This is a genomic window from Klebsiella sp. DY2415, assembly GCF_026314315.1.
In the GTDB taxonomy this organism is placed as follows: Bacteria; Pseudomonadota; Gammaproteobacteria; order Enterobacterales; family Enterobacteriaceae; genus Klebsiella; species Klebsiella ornithinolytica.
Genome location: NZ_CP111115.1, coordinates 4,161,451 through 4,182,766, shown reverse-complemented (window position 1 = coordinate 4,182,766; position 21,316 = coordinate 4,161,451). Strand labels below are relative to the sequence as shown.

At 59.1% G+C, this 21,316-nt stretch carries 19 protein-coding genes; 7 read left to right on the top strand and 12 right to left on the bottom strand.

Features of this window, described 5'->3' with window-relative positions; translation table 11 throughout:
- Positions 1–7: 7 nt before the first annotated feature.
- From OQV00_RS19880 to OQV00_RS19860, 5 genes are read right to left on the bottom strand one after another with little or no spacing between them, the layout of a single operon-like run.
- Positions 8–1,165: a branched-chain amino acid ABC transporter substrate-binding protein gene (locus OQV00_RS19880; protein ID WP_004858995.1), complete on the bottom strand. Its 1,158-nt coding sequence runs from the start codon at positions 1,163–1,165 to the stop codon at positions 8–10.
- Between the two features lie 25 nt (positions 1,166–1,190).
- Complete coding sequence (locus OQV00_RS19875; RefSeq protein WP_266279299.1) at positions 1,191–1,910, bottom strand: ABC transporter ATP-binding protein; 720 nt, start codon at positions 1,908–1,910, stop codon at positions 1,191–1,193.
- The gene (locus OQV00_RS19870) at positions 1,903–2,670 is read right to left on the bottom strand and encodes an ABC transporter ATP-binding protein (RefSeq protein ID WP_097357531.1); all 768 of its coding nucleotides are present in this window, start codon (positions 2,668–2,670) and stop codon (positions 1,903–1,905) included. Before OQV00_RS19870 ends, OQV00_RS19875 begins: the two co-directional genes overlap by 8 nt.
- A complete protein-coding gene (locus tag OQV00_RS19865) occupies positions 2,667–3,773 on the bottom strand; it encodes a branched-chain amino acid ABC transporter permease (RefSeq protein ID WP_064357314.1) in 1,107 nt (368 codons plus the stop codon). The genes OQV00_RS19870 and OQV00_RS19865 overlap by 4 nt, the downstream gene beginning before the upstream one ends.
- 10 nt (positions 3,774–3,783) lie before the next feature.
- Positions 3,784–4,698 carry a branched-chain amino acid ABC transporter permease gene (locus tag OQV00_RS19860; RefSeq protein ID WP_226949282.1) on the bottom strand — a complete coding sequence of 305 codons (915 nt, stop codon included), beginning with the start codon at positions 4,696–4,698 and terminating at the stop codon, positions 3,784–3,786.
- A gap of 207 nt (positions 4,699–4,905) precedes the next feature.
- On the opposite strand from OQV00_RS19860, the gene OQV00_RS19855 reads away from it, so the two are divergent.
- From OQV00_RS19855 to licT, 4 genes are all read left to right on the top strand, one after another.
- Complete coding sequence (locus OQV00_RS19855) at positions 4,906–5,835, top strand: LysR substrate-binding domain-containing protein (RefSeq protein ID WP_004859015.1); 930 nt, start codon at positions 4,906–4,908, stop codon at positions 5,833–5,835.
- A gap of 211 nt (positions 5,836–6,046) precedes the next feature.
- On the top strand, positions 6,047–7,927 hold the full coding sequence (locus OQV00_RS19850) for a beta-glucoside-specific PTS transporter subunit IIABC (RefSeq protein WP_266279296.1): 1,881 nt from the start codon (positions 6,047–6,049) through the stop codon (positions 7,925–7,927).
- Complete coding sequence (locus OQV00_RS19845; RefSeq protein ID WP_142631592.1) at positions 7,924–9,348, top strand: glycoside hydrolase family 1 protein; 1,425 nt, start codon at positions 7,924–7,926, stop codon at positions 9,346–9,348. The genes OQV00_RS19850 and OQV00_RS19845 overlap by 4 nt, the downstream gene beginning before the upstream one ends.
- Positions 9,345–10,184: a BglG family transcription antiterminator LicT gene (licT, locus tag OQV00_RS19840; RefSeq protein ID WP_004859023.1), complete on the top strand. Its 840-nt coding sequence runs from the start codon at positions 9,345–9,347 to the stop codon at positions 10,182–10,184. The genes OQV00_RS19845 and licT overlap by 4 nt, the downstream gene beginning before the upstream one ends.
- Before the next feature lie 195 nt (positions 10,185–10,379).
- On the opposite strand, the gene OQV00_RS19835 is transcribed toward licT, so the two are convergent.
- The 5 genes from OQV00_RS19835 to OQV00_RS19815 form a co-directional block, all read right to left on the bottom strand.
- Positions 10,380–11,384: a LacI family DNA-binding transcriptional regulator gene (locus tag OQV00_RS19835; protein WP_071359210.1), complete on the bottom strand. Its 1,005-nt coding sequence runs from the start codon at positions 11,382–11,384 to the stop codon at positions 10,380–10,382.
- 30 nt (positions 11,385–11,414) lie between these two features.
- Complete coding sequence (locus OQV00_RS19830; protein ID WP_099842888.1) at positions 11,415–12,815, bottom strand: sucrose-6-phosphate hydrolase; 1,401 nt, start codon at positions 12,813–12,815, stop codon at positions 11,415–11,417.
- Positions 12,815–14,185, bottom strand: a complete 1,371-nt coding sequence (locus OQV00_RS19825) for a sucrose-specific PTS transporter subunit IIBC (protein WP_004859031.1) — start codon at positions 14,183–14,185, stop codon at positions 12,815–12,817. The genes OQV00_RS19830 and OQV00_RS19825 overlap by 1 nt, the downstream gene beginning before the upstream one ends.
- Before the next feature lie 136 nt (positions 14,186–14,321).
- On the bottom strand, positions 14,322–15,839 hold the full coding sequence (locus tag OQV00_RS19820; RefSeq protein ID WP_004859034.1) for a carbohydrate porin: 1,518 nt from the start codon (positions 15,837–15,839) through the stop codon (positions 14,322–14,324).
- 165 nt (positions 15,840–16,004) lie between these two features.
- On the bottom strand, positions 16,005–16,928 hold the full coding sequence (locus OQV00_RS19815) for an aminoimidazole riboside kinase (protein WP_266279293.1): 924 nt from the start codon (positions 16,926–16,928) through the stop codon (positions 16,005–16,007).
- A 248-nt stretch (positions 16,929–17,176) separates the two neighbouring features.
- Here OQV00_RS19815 and OQV00_RS19810 point away from each other — a divergent pair, with 248 nt between their 5' ends.
- The 3 genes from OQV00_RS19810 (at position 17,177) to OQV00_RS19800 (ending at position 19,429) form a co-directional block, all read left to right on the top strand.
- A complete protein-coding gene (locus OQV00_RS19810) occupies positions 17,177–17,818 on the top strand; it encodes a helix-turn-helix domain-containing protein (RefSeq protein WP_032716810.1) in 642 nt (213 codons plus the stop codon).
- Between the two features lie 100 nt (positions 17,819–17,918).
- Complete coding sequence (locus OQV00_RS19805) at positions 17,919–18,287, top strand: DUF3302 domain-containing protein (RefSeq protein WP_266279290.1); 369 nt, start codon at positions 17,919–17,921, stop codon at positions 18,285–18,287.
- Positions 18,287–19,429, top strand: coding sequence for an HlyD family secretion protein (locus OQV00_RS19800; RefSeq protein WP_032716812.1), 1,143 nt, complete (start codon positions 18,287–18,289; stop codon positions 19,427–19,429). Before OQV00_RS19805 ends, OQV00_RS19800 begins: the two co-directional genes overlap by 1 nt.
- A 67-nt stretch (positions 19,430–19,496) precedes the next feature.
- Here the strand turns inward: OQV00_RS19800 and OQV00_RS19795 are convergent, their stop codons facing one another.
- Entirely contained in the window at positions 19,497–20,291 is a 795-nt protein-coding gene (locus OQV00_RS19795) for an ABC transporter ATP-binding protein (protein ID WP_044349161.1), read from the bottom strand.
- Complete coding sequence (locus OQV00_RS19790; RefSeq protein ID WP_160873239.1) at positions 20,288–21,316, bottom strand: FecCD family ABC transporter permease; 1,029 nt, start codon at positions 21,314–21,316, stop codon at positions 20,288–20,290. The genes OQV00_RS19795 and OQV00_RS19790 overlap by 4 nt, the downstream gene beginning before the upstream one ends.

Genomic DNA, 21,316 nt, shown 5'->3' with positions numbered 1-21,316 from the left:
CACTGCGTTACTTCGTTGTTGCGCCGCCGAGTACGGTTTGCGGCTGCCATTTGCCGTCGACGACTTTGTAGACGGTAAAGGTTGGCGATTTCAGGTTGCCCTCTTTATCAAAGGCGATGTGTCCGGTGACCCCGGAGTAGTTAATGGCGCGTAGCGCGGGCAGATAGTTGGCCGGGTCGACGGAGTCAGCTTTTTCCATCGCCGCCACCAGCACGCGGGTGGCGTCATAGGCGAACGGCGCGTGCAGCTCGATATGGGTGTGATAGCGCGCCTGGTAGGCCTGCTCAAAGGCTTTGCCGCCCGGCATCTGTTCAACCGGCAGTCCCGGCTCCAGCGCCACCACGCCGTCACCCTCTTTTTGCGCCAGCTGCAGGAAGGTCTGGCTGACGAAACCGCCGGCGCCCATCAGGGTGGCGTTCATGCCCAGCTGTTTGATACGACGCGCCAGCGGAGCGGCCTGGCTATCGACGCCGCCGAAGAAAATCAGATCGGCATTTTTACTGCGGATGGCGGTCAGTACGGCGCTGAAGTCCACCGTTTTGTCGTCAACATACTGGCGATCGACGATTTTGATCCCCTGCGCGTCCAGCGACTTAATAAACTCGTCCGCCAGCCCCTGACCAAAAGCGGTACGGTCATCGATCACCGCGATGCGTTTGGCCTTCAGGGTTTGTACCGCGTACTGCCCGGCAAACTGGCCGCCGTCATCGTCGTGGCCCATCACGCGGAAGCTGGTGTCGAAACCCTGTCTGGTATAGGCGTGTCCGGTAGCGACCGGCGCGACCTGGGCGATGCCGGCATCGTGGTAAACCCGTGCGGCGGGAATGCTGGTGCCAGTGTTCCAGTGGCCGACGACGCCGGCGACGCCGCTATCCACCAGACGCTGAGCGACGGCAACGGCGGTACGCGGGTCGGACTGATCGTCTTCAGATTGCAGTTTAAAGGTTACCGCCTTGCCGCCGATGGTCGGGTGTTGCTTGTTGATATCGTCAATCGCCAGCTGCGCGCCGTTTTCGAGATCCTTGCCGATACGCGCGGAAGGGCCGGTCAGCGGGCCCGCCAGGCCGATAATCACGGTTTCGCTGGCCGCAGACCATGCGGCGGATGAGGCGAAGCCACTGAGCAGAATAGCGGCGCTGAGCGCACTGATTTTGACTGTTTTCATTGTTTTTCCCTGATGCTGGTTAGTGTTATGCGGGCACTTCGCCCAAATAAATCTTTGCGATACGGTCGTCGGCCAGCAGCGCCTGCGAGGCACCACGTTCCACAATGCTGCCGCTGTCCATCACCCACGCGCTGTCGGTGGCCTCCAGCGCCAGACGCGCGTTCTGCTCAATCAGCAGCAGCGCCACGCCGCGCTGACGGAGAGTGGCGATCACGCGGAAAACGTTCTCGACCATCAGCGGCGCCAGCCCCATCGAGGGCTCATCGAGGATCAGCAGGCGCGGCTGGCTGAGCAGGGCGCGGTTGAGCGCCAGCAGCTGCTGTTCGCCACCGGAGAGCAGCCCGGCCAGCTGGTGCTGGCGTTCGGCGAGGCGCGGGAAGTTGGCGAAGATCTCGTCCATCTCCTGTCGGACCGCCGCGCTATCGCGACGCAGCCAGGCGCCCATCTGCAGGTTTTCCAGTACCGTCATGCGGGTAAAGATGCCGCGGCCTTCCGGTACCATCACCAGCCCTTCGCGCAGCAGCGACTCCGCTTTGCGTCGACGAACCGGTTGACCGTTGAAAATAATCTCGCCGCTAAAGGGTTCCAGCCCGGTAATGGCGCGGACGGTGGAGCTTTTTCCCGCGCCGTTGGCGCCGATCAACGTCGTCTGCTCACCCGCTTTAACGCTGAATGAGACGTCGCGTACCGCCTGGATGCCGCCGTAGTGCACGCTGAGGCCGGTTACGGTTAACAGATCAGACATGGACATTGCCTCCCAGCCAGGCGGCAATCACCGCCGGATCGCGGCGCACGGTCTCCGGCGTGCCGCTGGTTAATGTTTTGCCGTAATCCAGCACCATCAGGCGATCGCAGATCCCCATCACCAGCTTGACGTCATGCTCAATCATCAGCAGCGTTCTGCCGTCATCACGAATGCGCAGCAGCAGTTCGCCCAGCGCCATCTTCTCGGCGGCGTTCATCCCGGCCGCCGGTTCATCCAGCGCCAGCAGGCGCGGATCGGTAGCCAGCGCACGGGCAATCTCCAGCCGCCGCTGGTGGCCGTAAGCGAGGTCGCAGGCGCGGTAGTGGGCGAACTGCGCAATGCCGGTGTAGTCCAGCCAGTGCCATGCCAGCTCGCGGGTCTGCGCCTCTTCGGTGCGGGCGCGTTTATGGCGGGTAAGCGCGGCCCACAGACCGTTGCGGGTGCGCACGTGGCGGCCGACCATCACGTTCTCCAGTACCGACATCTGGTTAAACAGCCGCACGTTCTGGAAGGTGCGGGCGATGCCGGCGGCGGTGACTTTCTCGATATTCTTCGGGAAGTAGGGCTCACCGGCGATAGCGAACTCGCCGCTGTCCGCCGGGTACAGCCCGGTAATCAGGTTAAAGCAGGTGGTTTTCCCCGCGCCGTTGGGGCCGATCAGGCCGTAGATTTCACCTTCATTAATGGTCAGCGATACGTCATCGACCGCCGTCAGGCCACCAAAGCGTTTTGACATGTGGCGTACGCTTAACAGACTCATGCTTTGACTCCCTGATGACGCGCGGGCCAGATGCCCTGAGGGCGCAGGAGCATGACCAGCACCAGCGCCAGGCCGTAGAACAGCTGGCGCAGCACTTCCGGGTCAATCAGCACTTCGCCAAACAGCGCCTGCTGCAGCGGCGCCGCCTGGCTGCGCAGCAGCTCTGGCAGCGCGGTCAGCAGCACCGCGCCGAGGATCACCCCGGGGATATGACCCATCCCGCCCAGCACCACCATCGCCAGTACCGCAATTGACTCCTGTAGCGTGAAGGATTCCGGCGAAACGAAGCCCTGAAATGCGCCGAACAGCGCCCCCGCCACGCCGCCGAACGAGGCGCCGATAGCGAAAGCCAGCAGTTTGTAGTTACGCAGATTGATGCCCATTGCGCGGGCGACGTCTTCATCCTCGCGGATGGCGTGCCAGGCGCGGCCGATGCGCGAATGCTGTAGCCGCAGGCAGACGAAAATAATCGCCACAATCACCAGCATCAGCAGGTAGTACCACAGCCACAGCGCCGGGACTTTAAAACCAAACCAGTGATAGACGCCGCTAAACTTCAGCCCGAACAGGTTCAGCGAGTCGACCCCGGAAATGCCTTTTGCGCCGTTGGTGATGTTGACCGGGCGGTCGAGGTTGCGCATCAGGATGCGGATAATCTCACCAAAACCGAGCGTGACAATGGCCAGGTAGTCGCCGCGCAGCTTCAGCGTCGGCGCCCCCAGCACGATCCCGCAGCCTGCCGCCACCAGCGCGGCGAGCGGAATAATCACCAGCCACGAGGTGTGCAGGCCCTCCGGGAACCGGTTATTTAACAGCGGGAACACCTCCAGCAGATGCGGCGAGGCCAGCAGAGCGGCCAGGTATGCGCCGACGGCATAGAAGGCGATAAAGCCCATATCCAGCAGGCCGGTGTAGCCGACCACGATATTCAGCCCCAGCGCCAGCATGATGTAGAGCAGGGCGAAGTCGATGACCCGCACCCAGTAGTTGCCGCCGAGCTGGCTGGCGACCATCGGCGCCACCAGCAGCGCGCAGACGAACAGGGTCATCCCGGACCAGAAGCGGCGGGAGACGACGGGCGTATCGAGTTGTGCCGTTGTCATAATATTTCTCCTAGGCCCGGTGCGCGACGCGTTCGCCGAGTAAACCGGCAGGGCGGAAGACCAGCACCAGAATCAGCACCATAAAGGCGAAGATATCCTGGTAGTTGCTGCCAAAGACGCCGTTGGTCAGGTCGCCGAGATAGCCGGCCCCCAGGGATTCGATCAGGCCCAGTAGCAGGCCGCCGACCATCGCGCCGCGAATATTGCCGATGCCGCCGAGCACCGCGGCGGTGAAAGCTTTAATGCCGGGCAGAAAGCCCATGGAGAAGCTGGCGCTGCCGTAGTTGCTGGCCATCATCACGCCAGCCAGCGCGGCGAATACGCCGCCGATGGCGAAAGTGAGGATGATAATCGCGTTGGGGTTCACCCCCATCAGCGTGGCGATGCGCGGATTTTCCGCCACCGCGCGCATACCGCGACCTAAGCGGGTGTACTCCACCAGCAGCCACAAGCCGAGCATTACCGCGAGGGCCAGCGTGACGGTGACGATACCGGTGACGGTAATGAGCGCCGGAGGATGCGCTTCGCTGCCGTGGGTCACGGCGATCGGATCCATCGGCAGGATCTGCGGGAACATCAGCGGATTGCGCGACCAGACGATCATCGCTACGGTTTGCAGCAGTACCGAGACGCCGATCCCGGAGATCAGCGGCGCCAGGCGCGGAGCGTTACGCAGGCGGCGGTAGGCAAAGCGCTCGACCGCCATCGCCAGCAGGGCGCAGACCGCCATGGCCAGCAGCAGCGCCAGCCCCAGCTGCGCCAGCGGCGGCAGAGTGGGGAAATGGGCATTCAGCGCGTTCATCCCGGAAAGGGTGGTTAACGCGCCGACCATCAGAATATCGCCGTGGGCAAAGTTAATAATGCGCAGAATGCCGTACACCATGGTGTAGCCGAGCGCGATCAGGGCGTAGATGCTGCCGAGCATGACCCCGTTGATGATTTGTTGTATGAGTGTGTCCAACTGGTTCTTCCGACAAGATGCTCAAATAATAGCTACCATCCAACAAATGAATTAAATTGTAAAATACGCATATATTCTTTCTTATGATAAATGCGTTGTTAACTATCTTTATGATTTTTAATATAATTAAATAAATCATCGAGTAGTGAAATACGCTAAGAAAATCAATATATGAAAAAAACAGAACAGTCAGAAGGGCCGGTTAGTTGGTCTGAGAGTACGTTAGCCAACGATCCGCCGCTGCGGGCGGTGCGCGCCTTCGAGGCGATCGCCCGCCTGGGCAGCGTGACCCTGGCGGCGCAGGAGCTGGCGATTTCACCCTCGGCGGTAAGCCACCAGCTGAAGGTGCTGGAAGGCTATCTGCAGATCCCGCTTACCGAACGCCAGGGGCGGCGGCTGACCCTCAGCCAGCAGGGGCGGGAGTATTACCGCTCGATCCGCGCGGCGTTTAACGTGCTGCGCCAGGCCACCGAACATCTGGTCGATCAGGTGCAAACCCAGCAGGTGACGATCAGCCTGATCCCGTTGTTTGGCATGGGCTGGTTTATTCCCCGTCTGCCGTCGTTCGTGCACGCCAATCCGCATACCGAAATCAACGTGGTTTACGCGAACCACCGCAACTACCTTAGCGATGCTTCCGATATGTCGATTCGCTTTGGCAACGGTCACTGGGTGGGCTATCAAAGCGAAAAGCTGATTTCCGGTAAAATGGTGCCGGTATGCAGTCAGGCCTTTTTGCGTCTGCACGGGCATATCGATACCCCGGAGCAGCTGCTGCAGATGCCGCTGCTGCACGACGAGGAGCGCACGACATGGAACCAGTGGTTTGTGCAGCAGGGGGTTAAACGGCCGCCGCGCTCGACGGGGCCGCTGTTTGAAGATGGCCTGCTGACCCTGGCGGGGGTGCAGGCCGGGCTGGGCTGTGCGCTGATGCGCGAGCCGCTGATCGCCCCCTATCTGAAGAGCGGCGAGCTGGTGAAAATCTTCGATACGGCGATAGATGATGGCCGGGATTACTATCTCTGCGTGCGTCAGGATAGCGATATGACCCCCAACGGTAAGCTATTACAGAGCTGGCTGCGTCAGCAGGCCCTCGGATGAACTTCACTTAAGAATTTACTTAATCCAGCTCACACTTTTGTCCGGTCGCCGTTGTCATTGCGCAGGGACGCTTAGATAATCCGCCGAAATAACCCATTTTTATGATGGCGTGCTACTGCGAAAGCAGGCAAGACCAAAATAGAAATGCTCTCCCGCCAAGGGGAGCGTCTCTGTTTTGGTCTTTTTTTTTGCCCCAACACCAGGGAACACTATGAACTATAACGAAACAGCAGACAAAATCCTCCACGCGGTGGGCGGTGCGGAGAATATCCGCATGCTCACCCATTGCGCGACCCGGCTGCGCATGGAGTTCAACGACCGCGCGAAGGTTAACGATGCGCAGATTGGCACTATCCCCGGCGTGATCAGCGTCGTGGAGAAGGGCGGCCAGTTCCAGATTGTTATCGGCAATGAGGTGCAGCGGGTTTATCGCCTGCTCAATAAGGCCCTGCCTGAGAAGAAAAGCCCGACCGGCGGCGATAAAAACGCCAAACCGACCGGCATCGTTGCGCGGGTTATCAGCGTCATCTCGACCACATTTACCCCGGTGATCCCGGCGATCACCGGCGCGGGGATGATTAAAGCGCTGTTGGCCATTCTCAAGCTTACCGGCGTGATTAGCGAAACCAGCTCGACCTGGCAACTGCTCAATATCATTGCCGACGCCGCCTTCTTCTTCCTGCCGGTGCTGCTGGCCTACGGGGCGTCGCTGAAGTTTGAATGCAACCCGATTCTGGCGATGACTCTCGCGGGCGTGCTGCTGCATCCCGGCATCGGCCAGATGCTGGCGGCCGGTAAAGCGGTCGATTTTGTCGGTATCAACGTCCTGCTTTCCGATTACGCCGGGTCGGTGCTGCCGATCATTCTGACCGTGTGGCTGATGTCGTGGGTGGAGCGTTTTGCCGAAAAAGTGTCGCCATCGATTATCAAGTTTTTCGTCAAGCCGATGCTGATTCTGCTGATTACCGCGCCGCTGGCGCTGGTGGTTGTCGGCCCGGCGGGCATTTTGCTTAACGACCTGGTTGCCGCGGGGGCGGGGGCTATCGATCGCCACGCCAGCTGGTTGATCCCGATGCTGATGGGCACCCTGCAGCCCTTCCTGATCATTACCGGTACCGCATGGGCGATGACGCCGATCGCCACCGGTCAGCTGAGTAAAAGCGGTTACGAGATGATTAACGGGCCGGGGATGCTGGCATCAAACGTGGCGATGGGCGCGGCGACGCTGTGCGTGGCGCTGAAAACCAAAAATAGCAACCTGCGCCAGCTGGCCTCTTCGTCGGGCTTTACCGCGCTGCTGGGGATCACCGAACCGGCGCTGTACGGGGTGCTGCTCAAGTTCCGCCGGGTGCTGATTGCCGCGATGATCGGCGGCGGCTGTGCCGGGGTCTACGCCGGGGTGAGCGGGCTGGTACGCTACGCTTTTGTCTCCCCGGGACTGGCGGCGCTGCCGGCGTTTATCGGCGAAAACCCGATGAATATCGTCCATGCGCTGGTGACCTGCGCGATTTCCATCGTGGTGACCTTTACCTTGACCTGGTTTATCGCCTTCAAAGAGGTTCCGCAGGAGCAAGAGGAGGTGAGCGAGGCGCCGCAGCCCGCGGTCAGCGCGAAAAGCGAGGGCGAGTTTGAAGTATTAAGTCCGCTGCGCGGCCAGGTGGTAGCGCTCAGCGAAGTGAACGACGATGTTTTTTCCGGCGGTCTGCTGGGCGAGGGCGTGGCGATTCGTCCGCAGGAAGGGGTGCTGCGCGCGCCGTTTAGCGGCAAGGTGATGATGTTTCTGCCCTCCTGCCACGCGGTTGGTCTGCAGAGCGACAGCGGTCTTGAGCTGCTGATCCATATTGGTATCGACACCGTCAATCTTAACGGCCAGCACTTTAGCTCGGCGCTGAAGGTGGGCGATAGCGTGGAGGTCGGGCAGGCGCTGATCCGCTTCGATATTTCGGCCATCGAGCAGGCCGGGTACGACCTGATTACCCCGGTGATTGTGGTCAACGGCGATGAGCGGCACTCTCTGCGCCTCACCGCCGCCGCGCAGGTGGATTACGGTGAACCGCTGATGGTGCAATCCGCTAAGGAGGCGCAGGCATGATTTATCAACAGCAGGCCCGGTTCCCGGATGGTTTTCTGTGGGGGGCGTCCACTTCGGCCTATCAGGTTGAGGGCGCGTGGAATGAAGACGGTAAGGGGCCGTCGGTGGTCGATATGCTCAGCCATCCGCCGGGAACGGCGGACTTCCGCATCGCCAGCGACCACTACCATCGCGTGGAGGAAGACGTCGCGCTGATGGCGGAGATGGGGCTGAAGGCCTACCGCTTTTCGGTGGCCTGGTCGCGGGTGATCCCGGACGGCGACGGCCCGGTGAATCCGGGCGGGCTGGCCTTTTATCATCGGCTGATCGACGCCCTGACGCGCCACGGGATCACCCCCATTGTGACGCTGTACCACTTCGACCTGCCGTGGGCGCTGGAGCTCAAAGGCGGCTGGCTGAACCGCAACACCGGGGAGGCCTTCGTGCGCTATGCCCGGCTGCTGTTCAGCGAGTTTGCCGCTAAAGTCCCGCTCTGGCTGACGATTAACGAACAAAACACCATGATCCTCCACCCCGGGGCGATTGGCGTGCCCGCCGATCGCCCACTGCCGGACAAGAAGGCGCTGTACCAGCAAAATCACCATATGATGCTGGCCCAGGCGCAGATCTTCGCCCTGTGCCACCGCGAGTTTCCCGGAGTGCGTATCGGCCCGGCGATAAATACCACCTCGATGTACGCCGAAAGCTGTAAACCGGAGGATGCCATTGCCGCGCATAACTGGGAGACGCTGCGCTGCTGGAGCTTTCTGGATGTGGCGGTGCATGGCCGCTACAACGCCCTGGCGTGGGCCTATATGCAGGATCGCGGCCTCGCGCCGCAAGTGCAGCCAGAGGATGCGCTGATTTTGCAGCAGGGGCAGCCGGACTTTATCGCCATTAACTACTACTCCACCGCCACTATTGCCGCCAGTCGGGGCGACGGCGCAGACGTTGCGCCTCGCGCGGGCGACCAGCAAATTATGCTGGGCGAAGAGGGGGTTTATCGCCCGGCGGAAAACCCGTGGGTCGGCAAAACCCCCTACGGCTGGGTCGTCGACCCGGTGGGGCTGCGCCTGACGCTGCGCAAAGTGTGCGAGCGCTACGGTCTGCCAGTTCTGATTAGCGAAAACGGCATGGGCGCGCCGGATAAGCTCGAGCATGACGGGACGGTGAATGACGATTACCGCATCGCCTTCTTACAGGCGCATATTGAGCAAATGCGCCTGGCGATTGCCGACGGCGTCGAGCTGATGGGCTACTGCCCGTGGGCGGCAATTGACGTGGTCAGCACCCATCAGGGATATGCCAAGCGCTACGGTTTTATTTATGTCGATCGCGGTGAGGATGACCTGAAGCGTCTGCAAAGGATCCGTAAACGCAGCTTCTGGTGGTATAAGGATGTCATCGCGCAAAACGGCAACCACGATGAGTCGCAGAGATGATTGTTCAGAAGGTGCTCAATAATAGCCTCGTGCTCTCTATGGATGACGATGACCGGGAGGTTATCGTCATGGGGAAAGGCATTGGCTTCAACAGCAGACCCGGGGATGAGATTGATCCGGAGAAGATAGAGAAGCGATTCGTGACCCAGGCGCTTGGCGCGCGCAGCGGCTATCTCGAGGCGCTCTCCGCCATCCCGGACGAGGTCATCGAAATGGCCGCGATGATTATTTCCCGCGCCAATATGCAGCTTGCCAGCAAGGTTCGCGAGCAGATTTTCTTTACCCTCGCCGACCACCTGACCTTCGCCATCGAACGCAGCCGCAAAGGGATCGCCATTCAAAACCGTCTGCTGCCGGAAGTGAGACGTTTTTATCCGCAGCAGTTCCGCGTCGCCAGCGACGCGGTGACGATTATTCGCCAGCAGTACGGGATTGAACTGCCGGAGGAGGAGGCCGGAAATATCGCTTTTCATCTGGTTAACGGCCAGAGCGAGGGTGACGACGTGGCGCAGACCATGCAGTCGGTGAAGATGCTGAAGGATATTTTTAATCTCGTGCAGTACCACTTTAAGCAGCAGATAGACACCGAATCGATTAACTACTCGCGCTTTCTGGTCCATATGCAGTTCTTCCTCCAGCGTTTACAGGAGGGGGAACTGGACGACGCGCGGGACAGTTTTCTGCTGGTGCAGGTGATTAAGGAGTATCCGGAGGCCTACCGCTGCGCGCTGCGGATCCGCGATTACGTCAAGGCCCAGCTCGATATCACCCTCGGCGGCAACGAGCTGCTGTGGCTCACCGTGCATCTGGTGCGGATTAGCGGGCTGGATGCGTGAGCGTGTTCTATTAACGGGAGGTAAAGGCCAGGGATGTTCCATTCAAGAGACCATCTCTGCTATCACCCGGTGGCGCTAATGCCTTGCCGGGTCGGTGTTTGGTTTTCGTCGGCCGGGTCAGGCGTTAGCCGCCACCCGGCAGAGATACGCGCGCACGGTCTCATTCAAGTTGGTCAATTAAAAACGCCTGGCGAATCAACGATGGCGGAACTGCAGCGTCGCGGGCAGGTAGCGCCGTAGCGGCTCAGGCGTGTTGCCGTCGATCAGCTGGCTTATCAGATCGTAGCAGTGCCAGGCCAGCTGACGGTTATCCTGCTGGACGGTGTCGATACGCAGCGATAGCGAATCGTAGAGATAGTGATCGTCAAAGCTCGCCAGATGAATATCGGAATCCAGTAGATGGTGCTGGCTCATATAGCGCAGCACCCCTTCCAACAGACCGCAGGCGGCGGTGAACAGCGCCTTTGGCGGCCGCCCGAGACGCGCGCAGAGAGCGGCGAACATCTCGTAGCCGGAGCTCGGATGATAGTTGCCGTTAATCACCCACTCGGGACGCAGTTCGACACCGGCGTTTGCCAGCCCCTGAGTAAACCCTGCCAGACGATCGCGGGAGGGCGACAGACGCGGCTGCCCGCCGAGAAACCAGAACTCGTCGTGATGCTGAGGCGCGATGCGGGAAATCAGATCCGCCGTTGGGCTGATGGAGTCGGTCATCACCAGCGGCAGCGTGCTGTCGCTGGGACAGCGGTCAAACAGTACCACCGGCAGCTGTTCGCTGAGCTTGAGGTAATCGGCGTCGTTGTGCATACAGGAGGCGACGATCAGCCCGTCAACCTGGCGGGCAATCATATTATTGACCACCATGGTTTCCTGGCCGGGGTTTTCGTCGGTACAGGAGATCAGCAGCTGAACGCCCGCCTCGCGGCAGAGCATTTCCAGCTCATGAGAGAAGACGGCAAACCCGTAGTTGGTGATTTCAGGCACCACCAGACCGATGGTGTGGCTACGGTTATCGCGCAGCGAGCGGGCGTGAATACTGGGCTGATAATGTTGTTCGCGCGCGATGGCCAGCACGCGCTCGCGGGTATCCTGCGCCACGCGGAGTTCTTTGCCACGACCGTTCAGCACCAGGCTGGCGGTGGCTTTCGAGACACCCGCCAGCTCGGCGATATCTTTAATGGTAACGCGTTTGGTTTTCATCACGACAACATGCGCCTGAATTTAAAACGCTTATTCTACCATGCATGGCTCCAGCGACCAGTAGCAGAATGTTACCGGCGTCGCGCCGCTGAAAACCAGCTGTGCGGGATAGTCCGGGAAGAGGCGGCTGCTCATCACCCCTTCGCCGTCGTTAATGAAAATCTCCACGCTCGACTGGTCGATGAAGATCCGCAGCGAGCGAACCGTGCCGCGCCAATAGCGATAGAGCATTTCGTCGCTGGCGAGGCTGCGCCGCGCCAGACGAAGGCCGTGGCTATCGCGCTCGAGAGTCAACGCGCCGCCGAAATCGAGGCTAAACGCGTCGTCAGCGGCGGTATCGAGGGCGATTTCCAGCGGGGCCAGCGGCAGAACGTTGCCCTGCCAGCTGCGGACTTCGCCGCGCAGGGCGCTCAGTTCGCGCAGCGGGCGCTGATAGAGTTTGCCGTCCACCCACTCCAGTTCGCGCAGGCAGGTCATCTGGTGGATCCAGCCGTTGGCCCGCGTCGGCTGGCGCATCTCCTCGCCGTCCGGTACGCCCATCCAGCCAACCAGCAGCCGACGGCCGTCGGCTGTCTGCATGGTTTGCGGGGCATAGAACTCAAATCCGGCATCCAGCTCGTGCAACTCGCCGTGCGTGAAGGCGGCGCTGGCGTAATCGAAGCCGCCGGCCATCCACACCGCCGGATAGGTGTTGAGATAGCGCTCTTTCTCGCCGGGAATCCCCTGCGGGCAGCAAATCAGAATATGCTGATCGCCAAGCGGGAACAGGTCCGGACACTCCCACATATAACCGGCATCGTGCAGTCCGTTGATGCCGGCGCCGGCGATTTCGCCCTCGCTCGTCCACTCATGGAGATTTGCGGAGCTGAACAGCAGCACCTTGCCGCGCTTTTGCCGATCCTGCGCACCCAGCACCATGTACCAGCGGCCTTCATGCTGCCAGACTTTCGGGTCGCGCACGTGGCCGGTATAGCCCTCTGGCAGCGGCAGGACCGGGCCGGTTTTGTTGAAGGTGCCGTCGGGATTTTCCGTCGCCAGGCACTGCCAGGCGGTCCGGCTGCCGTCTGCAAATTTGACGTTACCGGTGTAGCACAGGGTCAACGTCCCGTTGTTATCCACCGCGCTGCCTGAGTAGCAGCCGTTGCGGTCATACTCTTCGTCCGGCATCAGCGCAATCGGTTCATGCCGCCAGTGCAGCAGATCGGCAGAACTCCAGTGCCCCCAGCATTTGAAGGTGTGATCGCAGGCGAGTGGGTTCCACTGATAGAACAGGTGATAGCGCCCGGCAAATTCGACAAAGCCGTTGGGATCGTTCATCAGCCCGGTGACCGGCGCGTGGTGCCAGCGGGGATAGTGGCTGTCGGCCAGCGCGCGCGGCTGGCCTTGCATAACGGCCTGCAAAATCGCAGGCAGGCGTGATGGAAGTGACATTATTCCGCGTCCGTTTTGTATTTCAGCAGCAGGGAGACGACAAAGGCAACGCCGAAGGCGATGACCATCCCGATAATGTAGTTCAGCAGCGAACTGGCCTGCACGATAGCCATGCCTGGAATCGCCGTCAGGCCGACCGCGGTCATATAGACGTGCATGGAGACGACCCATGCGCCGCCCGCTGCGCCGCCGATCAGCGCTGCAATAAACGGCTTCACAAAGCGTAAGTTGATACCAAAAATCGCCGCCTCGGTGATACCCAGCATGGCAGAAAACGCCGATGGCAGGGTAATGGCTTTGATTTTGGCATCTTTGGTTTTAAACCACACCGCCAGGCAGGCGCCGCCCTGAGCAACGTTGGCCATCGCCCAAATCGGCAGCAGGAAGTTGACGCCGATGGCGGGGTTGCCCAGCAGTCCGGCTTCGATAGCGTGGAAGCTGTGGTGAATACCGGTAATCACGATAACCGAATAGAGACCGCCAAACAGCAGCCCAGCCAGCCAACCGGCGTGGGTAATCAGCGTACTGAGCACGAATGAGATGCCGTCTCCCAGCGCGCGGCCCGCCGGACCGATAATCAGCAGGGCGATAAAACCGGAAATAATCACCGTCAGGAACGGCGTCAGGATCAGGTCCAGCGCATCGGGGATGACGCGGCGCAGCTGCTTCTCAACAATGCTCATAAACCATACCGCCAGCAGCACCGGGAACACCGTACCCTGATAGCCGATCATCGCAATCTCAAGGCCGAAGAAGTTCATGGTATGGAAACCGGCGGCCACGCCCCAGGCGTTGGTGAGCGCCGGGTGGGTCAGAATGCCCCCGAGCGTCGCGCCAAGGTAGGGGTTACCGCCAAATTCGCGGGCGGCGGTAAAGCCAATCAGGATCGGCAGAATAATAAACGCCGCCGAGCTGCACATATCCAGAATAATGTAGATAGCGTTGCTCGGGTCGACCCAGCCGTAGGTTTTCACCATGCCGAGCAGGCCCATCAGCAGACCGGAGGCTACGATAGCCGGAATAATGGGTACAAAGATGTTTGACAGCAGACGGGCGATACGCTGGAACGGATTAAGCTTTTTCGCCGCGATATCGGCGGCTTCCGACTTGCTGGATTCGCCGATGCCGGCGGCCTGAATAAACGCGGCGTAAACTTTGTTCACCACCCCGGTGCCAAAAATAATCTGCATCTGTCCGGCGTTGCGAAAACATCCTTTTACGCCTTCAATTTTGCCGATAGCCTGCTGGTCGGCGAGCGCATCATCGATCAGCACCAGACGCAGGCGCGTGGCGCAGTGCGCGGCGCTGGCGATGTTTTCCTTACCTCCCAGAAGCGGAAGCAGCGAGCGGGAAATCTGTTCAAAATCCATAGTACCCTCTGAATGCGTAATAATTATCGTGTTGTGGTCCCGGGTTTACGGGGGCGCAGTCTCTGCGTCGTTATTGTGTCCGGGGCGATGGCCGACTCGCCGCCGCCCCGGTGTTTCTGGCATCAGGCGCTAACCGTCAGAACCAGGTTTCCATTTGCATACCGAACGACCATTCGCCGCCTGATTTAAAACCGCTGCTGCCTAAGGCATCATCGCTGGCGTAATTATCCAGTTTTTTGCTCCAGTCCATCCACGAGGTGTAGAGACGGATCTCCGGACGGCTGAAGAAATCGCCAATGCTACCGACCTTAAAGGTGGGGGCGAAGGTGAGTTTATAGAAACTTCCGTTCACCGCATGGCGGTCGTTGTAGCCTTCGGGTTTGAGATCCATGTACTGGTAGGTGCCTTCGTAAGCAAGGGCGAAGTTCTGAGTGATCTCCTGAATCAGACGCAGGTTGAGCGTCGCCCACTGGTAGCTGTCGCCATCGACATAGCGATCTTTACTGCTCTGCGCCAGCACCGCCGGGGCGATAAACCAGTTCTCGCTGAGCGGCGTGGTGCCGTAGCTGGCGAAGCGCCAGGTATTTGCTCCCGGGCGCAACCCGCCGTCGGAACCGACGCCTTTCACTTCGGCACCCAGCCCGTGGCCATAGAGCAGGGCCGTTTTGCTGGTCCCTTCACGCAGGCCGTAAAAGCTGTCGTTGTGCAGACCGAGCAGCGTATGTACCCCGGTATTTGCCGCATCGCCTTTGACCAGATTACCGTTGGTATCTTTGCGCTCATCATTATCTTTCGCCCGCATCCCGCTGACCATCACCTGCACCGGGCCGATGAAGTTATTCATGCTGAGGATGTAGTTCTGCACGCTATTGCTTGAATCATCAATATCGCCGAAGTTGCGCCCGTATAAAGAGAAGTTACTCCGCAGGCTGTCGTTCCACTTCACGTCGTAAATACCGCCGCCGGTCCCGGCGAGGAATACCACGTCGGAGTCGACCCAGTGAATGTCAAAGTTGTCGCGGTCGAAACGTTTCCCGGCCCACAGGGTTGAACCTTTGAAGGGACCCTCGAAGGTGGGCAGATTACCCAGCTCGACGAAAGCCTGGCGCACGTTCAAATCGCTGCTGCTTGCCGTCCAGTCGTTGTAGGTGGTTTGGCCGTCGGCCACCATCACCTTGAAGCGCGTCGTTGCCCCGTTATCCAGGGTCTGCTTATGTTCGAGGTTCATTTCGACATAGGTGTCGGCCTGGTTCCCCAGACGGCCGATGGCCCCGCCGGTTTCCCCCGCCGGTGTCATATAGGCGCCGGATTTGGTACTGGCGGCGGAGTCGTTCATGATTACGCCGGAGCGGGCGTAGCCGTGGAACTCAAACCCGCTTTTCTCGTCGGCTTTTTTCTCCAGCTGGGCGGTGCGCTGGGCTACCTGCTGGGTGTTGTCCTGGGTTTTTTGCTGCTGGGTGGTGAGCTGCTCGACTTTCTTCTCCGCCGACTCGGCGCGGTTTTCCGCGGTCTGTGCCCGGTTTTCGGCATCCTGCAGGCGTTTTTCCAGGGCGATCAAACGGGCTTCGATACTGCTGAGGTCCGTTTGTGCATGAGCTGAGGCCGCGCCGGTGAGCAAAGTAATAACAACCGCGAGTGTGCTTTTTTTATACATGTAGGTCGCATCCCAAACGTAAAATTGACATTATTGTGTTTTTGCTAAACCGGTTTAGGCGCTATGTTAAACATGACCTTTAACATCTGTGAATATAAATTGCTAAACCGATTTAATAAATGTGATGGATGCAACAAAGTGGGCCGCCAGAGCAGCCCGAAAGGATCAAAATGAGAGGTTAAGATCGTGCTGGTAGGGAAGGGCGGTCATCGCCCCTTTGGCGGTAGTGGCCAGCGCTCCGCAGGTTTGCGCCTGCATGATTGCCGGTTCCAGCGCCGCGGGATCCGTTGGCATTCCCTTCGCGGCAAGACTGGCAAGCAGCCCGGCGACAAACGCATCGCCTGCGCCGGTCGTATCGACGCTGACCACCGGCTGCGCGGAGAAGTGGGTTAACTGCTGCTGAAAAGCGGTGAGCACCCCGGCTTTACCCTGAGTGACCAGCAGAAGTTCAGGCTGGTAGCGCTGGGTCAGGGCGGTTATCCCTTCGACTAAATCGTCTCTGCCGCTGATTAACGTCAGCTCTTCTTCGGACAGTTTTACCACGTTTGCCAGACGCAGCGCGCGATCGAGACAGGCGTGCAGCAGCTCCGGGTCCTGCCAGAGATCCGCGCGGATATTGGGGTCAAAGCTGACCCGACCGCCGGCTAATTTTATTCTCTCCATCGCCGCGAAGGTTGTGCTGCGGCTGGGTTCGGCGCTGAGCGCGATGGAGCAGACGTGCAGCCATTCGTTGGCGGCGAAGGGCGGAAGGTCTTCCGGCTGTAAAAACAGATCCGCGCTGGGGCGTACCATAAAGGTAAAGGTTCTTTCCCCTTCGCCATCGAGATCGACCACCACGGTAGAGGTCCGGTGCTGCGGATCGCAGCGCATGTAGCGGGTATCCACCTGTTCCTCGCGCAGAGTTTGCTGCATAAAGCGGCCAAAAGGATCGTCGCCGACGCGGCCGATAAACCCGCTGTTGCCACCCAGGCGGGCGATACCTACCGCCACATTGGCCGGTGCGCCGCCGGGACACTGCAACAGGCGACCGCCGCTTTCCGGCAGCAGGTCCACTACCGCATCCCCAAGCACCCAAACTTTTGCATTCATACTGTTTTCACCTCAATGCTAAACTTAATTAAACCGGTTTAGCTTATTTAAGCATAGCCCGCCGATGAACGAAACGCTGCGATCGATAAAGTGAGAAGCAGGACAAAAAACGGCGTGACGGAAGCGGGGAGCATCGTTCCCGGAGGCAGAACTCCAGCTGTGGACTTTTACTGCCTGGTGTTCTTCGCTATATTTTGTGAAGCAATGATTTGCCCACTGCCGGCGAGCGAGGGAGAGCGTATTTAAGGATGGTGAGTCGTTTTGGCAATATTCACGCTTTTTACCAGTCGCTGGAGCTGACAAGCCATCTGCCAGAGGTTATTGCCTGCGGTGAAGATCTTGAGCTGGCCAGCGGCGAGCGTTTCCAGCCCGCAGAAGGGTTCATCTACTTTTTGCGGCAAGGGCAGGTGACCCTTGCCGTAGACGATGAGCAAAATCTGCTGGGTATTGTTATTGAAAATATGCCGTTGGGCCTGCTGGAGCACTATTGTCCGCCGGCCAGATTCTTCTACCGCTGCCAGGAAAATTGTCGCTTTAGCAAAATTGCCGCCAGCGATTTTGAACGTATTTTTTATCATTCGTCGCCGCAGTACATGAAAGAGCTGACGACGATTCTGGTTTATATGGGCATCTTCGTACTGGATGTCAGCAATGAAAGAGGCAATCTGTCGGGGTTCCAGACCATCAAGTCGATGCTCTTTCGCTATCTGTACCGCCGCGAAATTGATACCGGCAAGCGCGAAAGTTTGTCCGCTTTTATTATCAAACGAACGAATCTTTCAAGAAGCTATGTCTATCAGGTGCTGGCGGCGCTGAAAGAGGGGGGATATATTACGGTGAAAAAAGGGCAGCTTATTTCCATTGACCGGAAAATCCCTGAAAAATTCTGATTAATACTCGCATGGAAAATTATTTTTAATTATTTCCCCGGCGTCGTGACGCCTTCATTCCGCTTACGGCTTAATTTAATTATCTCTCTGGAGTTATTCTATGACCCTGGATTATGTTGCATTGTCTATCCTCGTTGCGGTAGTCCTGATCCTGTTTTACGGGGTAATTGTGATTCACGATATCCCCTATGAAATTGCTAAAAAAAGAAATCATCCGCATCAGGATGCGATCCATTACGCCGGATGGGTGAGCCTGTTTACACTGCATATCCTGTGGCCGCTGCTGTGGATTTGGGCCACTCTGTGGCGTGAAGACCGCGGCTGGGGGATGCAAAAAATGGCGCAAGAACAGAGCGACCTGCATCATCGCCTGGAACAGGCCTGCACTCGTCTGGACACCCTTCAGCAGGAATTAAATGCGGTGAAACAGCGTGCCGCAGTCAATATAAATAATAAAGGGGCTGAATAATGGAAACGTTGCTGCTCCTGTGTTATGCCGCATTAAGTATTGCGATATTTAAAATTTTCCGTATTCCGCTGAATAAATGGACGGTGCCTACCGCCGTATTAGGTGGGGTGGTACTGATTGGCGCATTAATTCTGGGAATGAACTATAACTTCCCCTACACCGATATAGGTAAACAGGTCTTTCGCACGGTGCCTGTTGTCTCGCAAACGCGCGGCCGGGTGATGAGCGTGCCGGTGCAGCCGAATCAAATGCTGCACAAGGGGGACGTCTTGTTCACCCTCGACCCGACGCCCTTTCAGGCGCAGGTTGATGATTTGACAGCGCAGGTCAAAGCGGCCAGCCAGGATGCGCTGTCGCTCAACGCCGCTCTCAACAGTGCCCAGGCCGATCTCCAAAAAGCGATAGCGTTGCGCGATCGGGCGCAGCGGGAATATGCTCGCTTCCAGGCGGGCCACGACAAAGGCGCATTTTCAGATCAGATGGTGGATACCCGCCGTCAGAGCTGGAAGGCCGATGAAGCCGCGGTCGCCGCTGCTCAGGCGAGCGTAGTTCAGGCGCACAATAACCTGAATTCGGTGGTCAACGGCGAAAACACCAAAGTCGCCTCGCTGCTGGCGCAGCTGCGCGCGGCGGAGTTTAAACTGGAAAATACCGTCGTTCGCGCCCCGTCAGATGGCTACGTCAGCACCGTCGGTTTACGCCCCGGGACGATGTCGACAGCCCTCGGTCTGAAGCCGGTGATGACCTTTGTCCCGACGGGAGAAGCGGACAAACGTGAGTTCGTGGCGGCCTTCCGCCAGAATTCGTTGCAGCGTCTGGAAAAAGGCGAGCAGGCCGAGCTCCTGTTCCCGGCGGTACCGGGGACGGTATTTCACGCCGAGGTGGCCGAGGTGCTGCCGGCGATTGGCGAGAGTCAGTTTCAGGGACAGGGGACATTGCTGACAACTCGCGATCTGGATACCCGCGGTCGGGCGCTGGTGGTCTTCCGGGTGACGGATACGCGGCTACAAAACTACCATCTGCCGCAGGGAACCGATGTTGAAGCGGCGGTTTACTCCGGCCATTTAGAGCACCTGTCGCTAATCAGGAAGATCCTGATCCGCATGAAAAGCTGGGAAAACTACCTTTATCTCGATCATTAACCTGTCGTTTGCGTACGCCGTTAAGCGGGCGCTGGTCGGGCAACTCACGTGCCTGGCCAGCGTCTTATCATCCCTCTGCCAGACCGTCGATAATCACCTGCATTATCCCCTGAGAACAGGGTTCAATCCGGCCGCGCACGCCATAGACCGACGCAAGTATCTCCGGCGTAATCACCTGCGACGGCGCGCCGTCGGCCAGCAGCTGGCCTTCCTTCAGCATCAGCACATGATCGGCATGGCGCAACGCAATATTAATATCATGTACCACCACCAGGGTGATGATATTGCGCCGGCGGGTCTCCTGGCGTACCAGGTCCATCACGTGAAACTGGTAGTTCAAATCCAGCGCGCTGAGCGGTTCATCCAGCAGGAGTAATGACGGCTGGCGGATAAGCGACTGGGCCAGGCCGACGAGCTGTTTTTGCCCGCCGGAAAGCTGGTCCAGGTAGCTTAACGCCAGATGTGCAATACCCAGCTGGCGCAGCAGGGACATGACTTCCGCCTCGCTATCAGAACGTTCGCCTCCGGCAGCGTGCCGGGCGACGATAATTGACTCCAGCACGTGCAGATGCACGCCTGCAGGCAGCGTTTGCGGTAGATAGACCACTTTTTCTGCCCGTCTGGCAAACGGTAGCGTCAGCAGGTTTTCTCCGGCCAGTGACAGTTCCCCCGTCGATGGGCCGAGGCCCGCCATCGCCCGCATTAGCGTCGATTTCCCGCTGCCGTTGGGACCCAGAAGCGCCGTGATTTTACCGCACGGTAGATGAGGGACAGTCAGATCGTGAATGACCTGACGTTTCGGATAACCGGCGTTGAAATGGCCGAGCGCCAGTCCCGATTCCGCTGGGGTGTGCAGGCTCATACGTTCCCCCGATGGCGTAAAATAATGCTCAGGAAGAAGGGAACACCGACCAGCGAGGTGACTATCCCTACCGGGATGATCGCGCCGGGCAGCAGATTCTTCGACGCCACCGAGGCGAGCGATAGCACCAGCGCGCCAATAAAGGCGCTGGCGGGCAGATAAAAGCGGTGATCCTCACCAAAAACCAGGCGCGCAATGTGCGGTGCGACGAGGCCAATAAAGCCGATTGGGCCAACGAAGGCCACCGACAGCGCCGATAAGATGCTGATGCGCAAAAGCGTGGTCAGACGCAGACGACGGACGTTGATGCCAAAACTCATCGCCCGATCTTCGCCGAGGCGCAGCGCGGTTAGCTTCCATGCATTCAGCATGGAAAGTGGCATCACGACCGCCAGGACGGCAAATAAAATCCCCACTTTTTGCCAGGAGGCGCGATCGATACTGCCCATGGTCCAGAACACCAGGCCCTGTAGCGTGTCCTCATTGGCAACAAACTGCAGCATCGATACCAGGGCGTTAAAGGTAAATACCAGCGCGATACCAAATAAGATGACCCCGGAAGTGGCGACCTGGGTCCAGCGGGTGATGCCGTCCAGCAGCAGGGCGGCCAGTAGGGCGAACAGAAACGCGTTTGCGGAGGTAAACCACTGGTTGGGAATGCCGGGAAGGCCAATCCCCAGCACGATGGCCAGCGCTGCGCCGAACGCCGCCGCTGAGGAGACGCCGAGTGTAAAAGGGCTGGCGAGCGGATTGTTGAGGATCGTTTGCATCTCTGCGCCGGCCAGGCCCAGAGCAAGGCCCACCACCACTGCCATCAGCGCGTAGGGCATACGAATATCCCAGACAATGACCCGCGTTCCGGCCGCTGCGCTGCCGGGGTTCGTCAGGGTTTGCCATAGGGTATGTAGCGACATGCCTGACGGCCCGAGCACGAAATCGAGTAGCAGCGAGGCGACAATCAGCAGCAACAACAGCAGCATCAATGCGATGCGGCGACGCAGAATTTGGCGATAGTGGGCCATCAC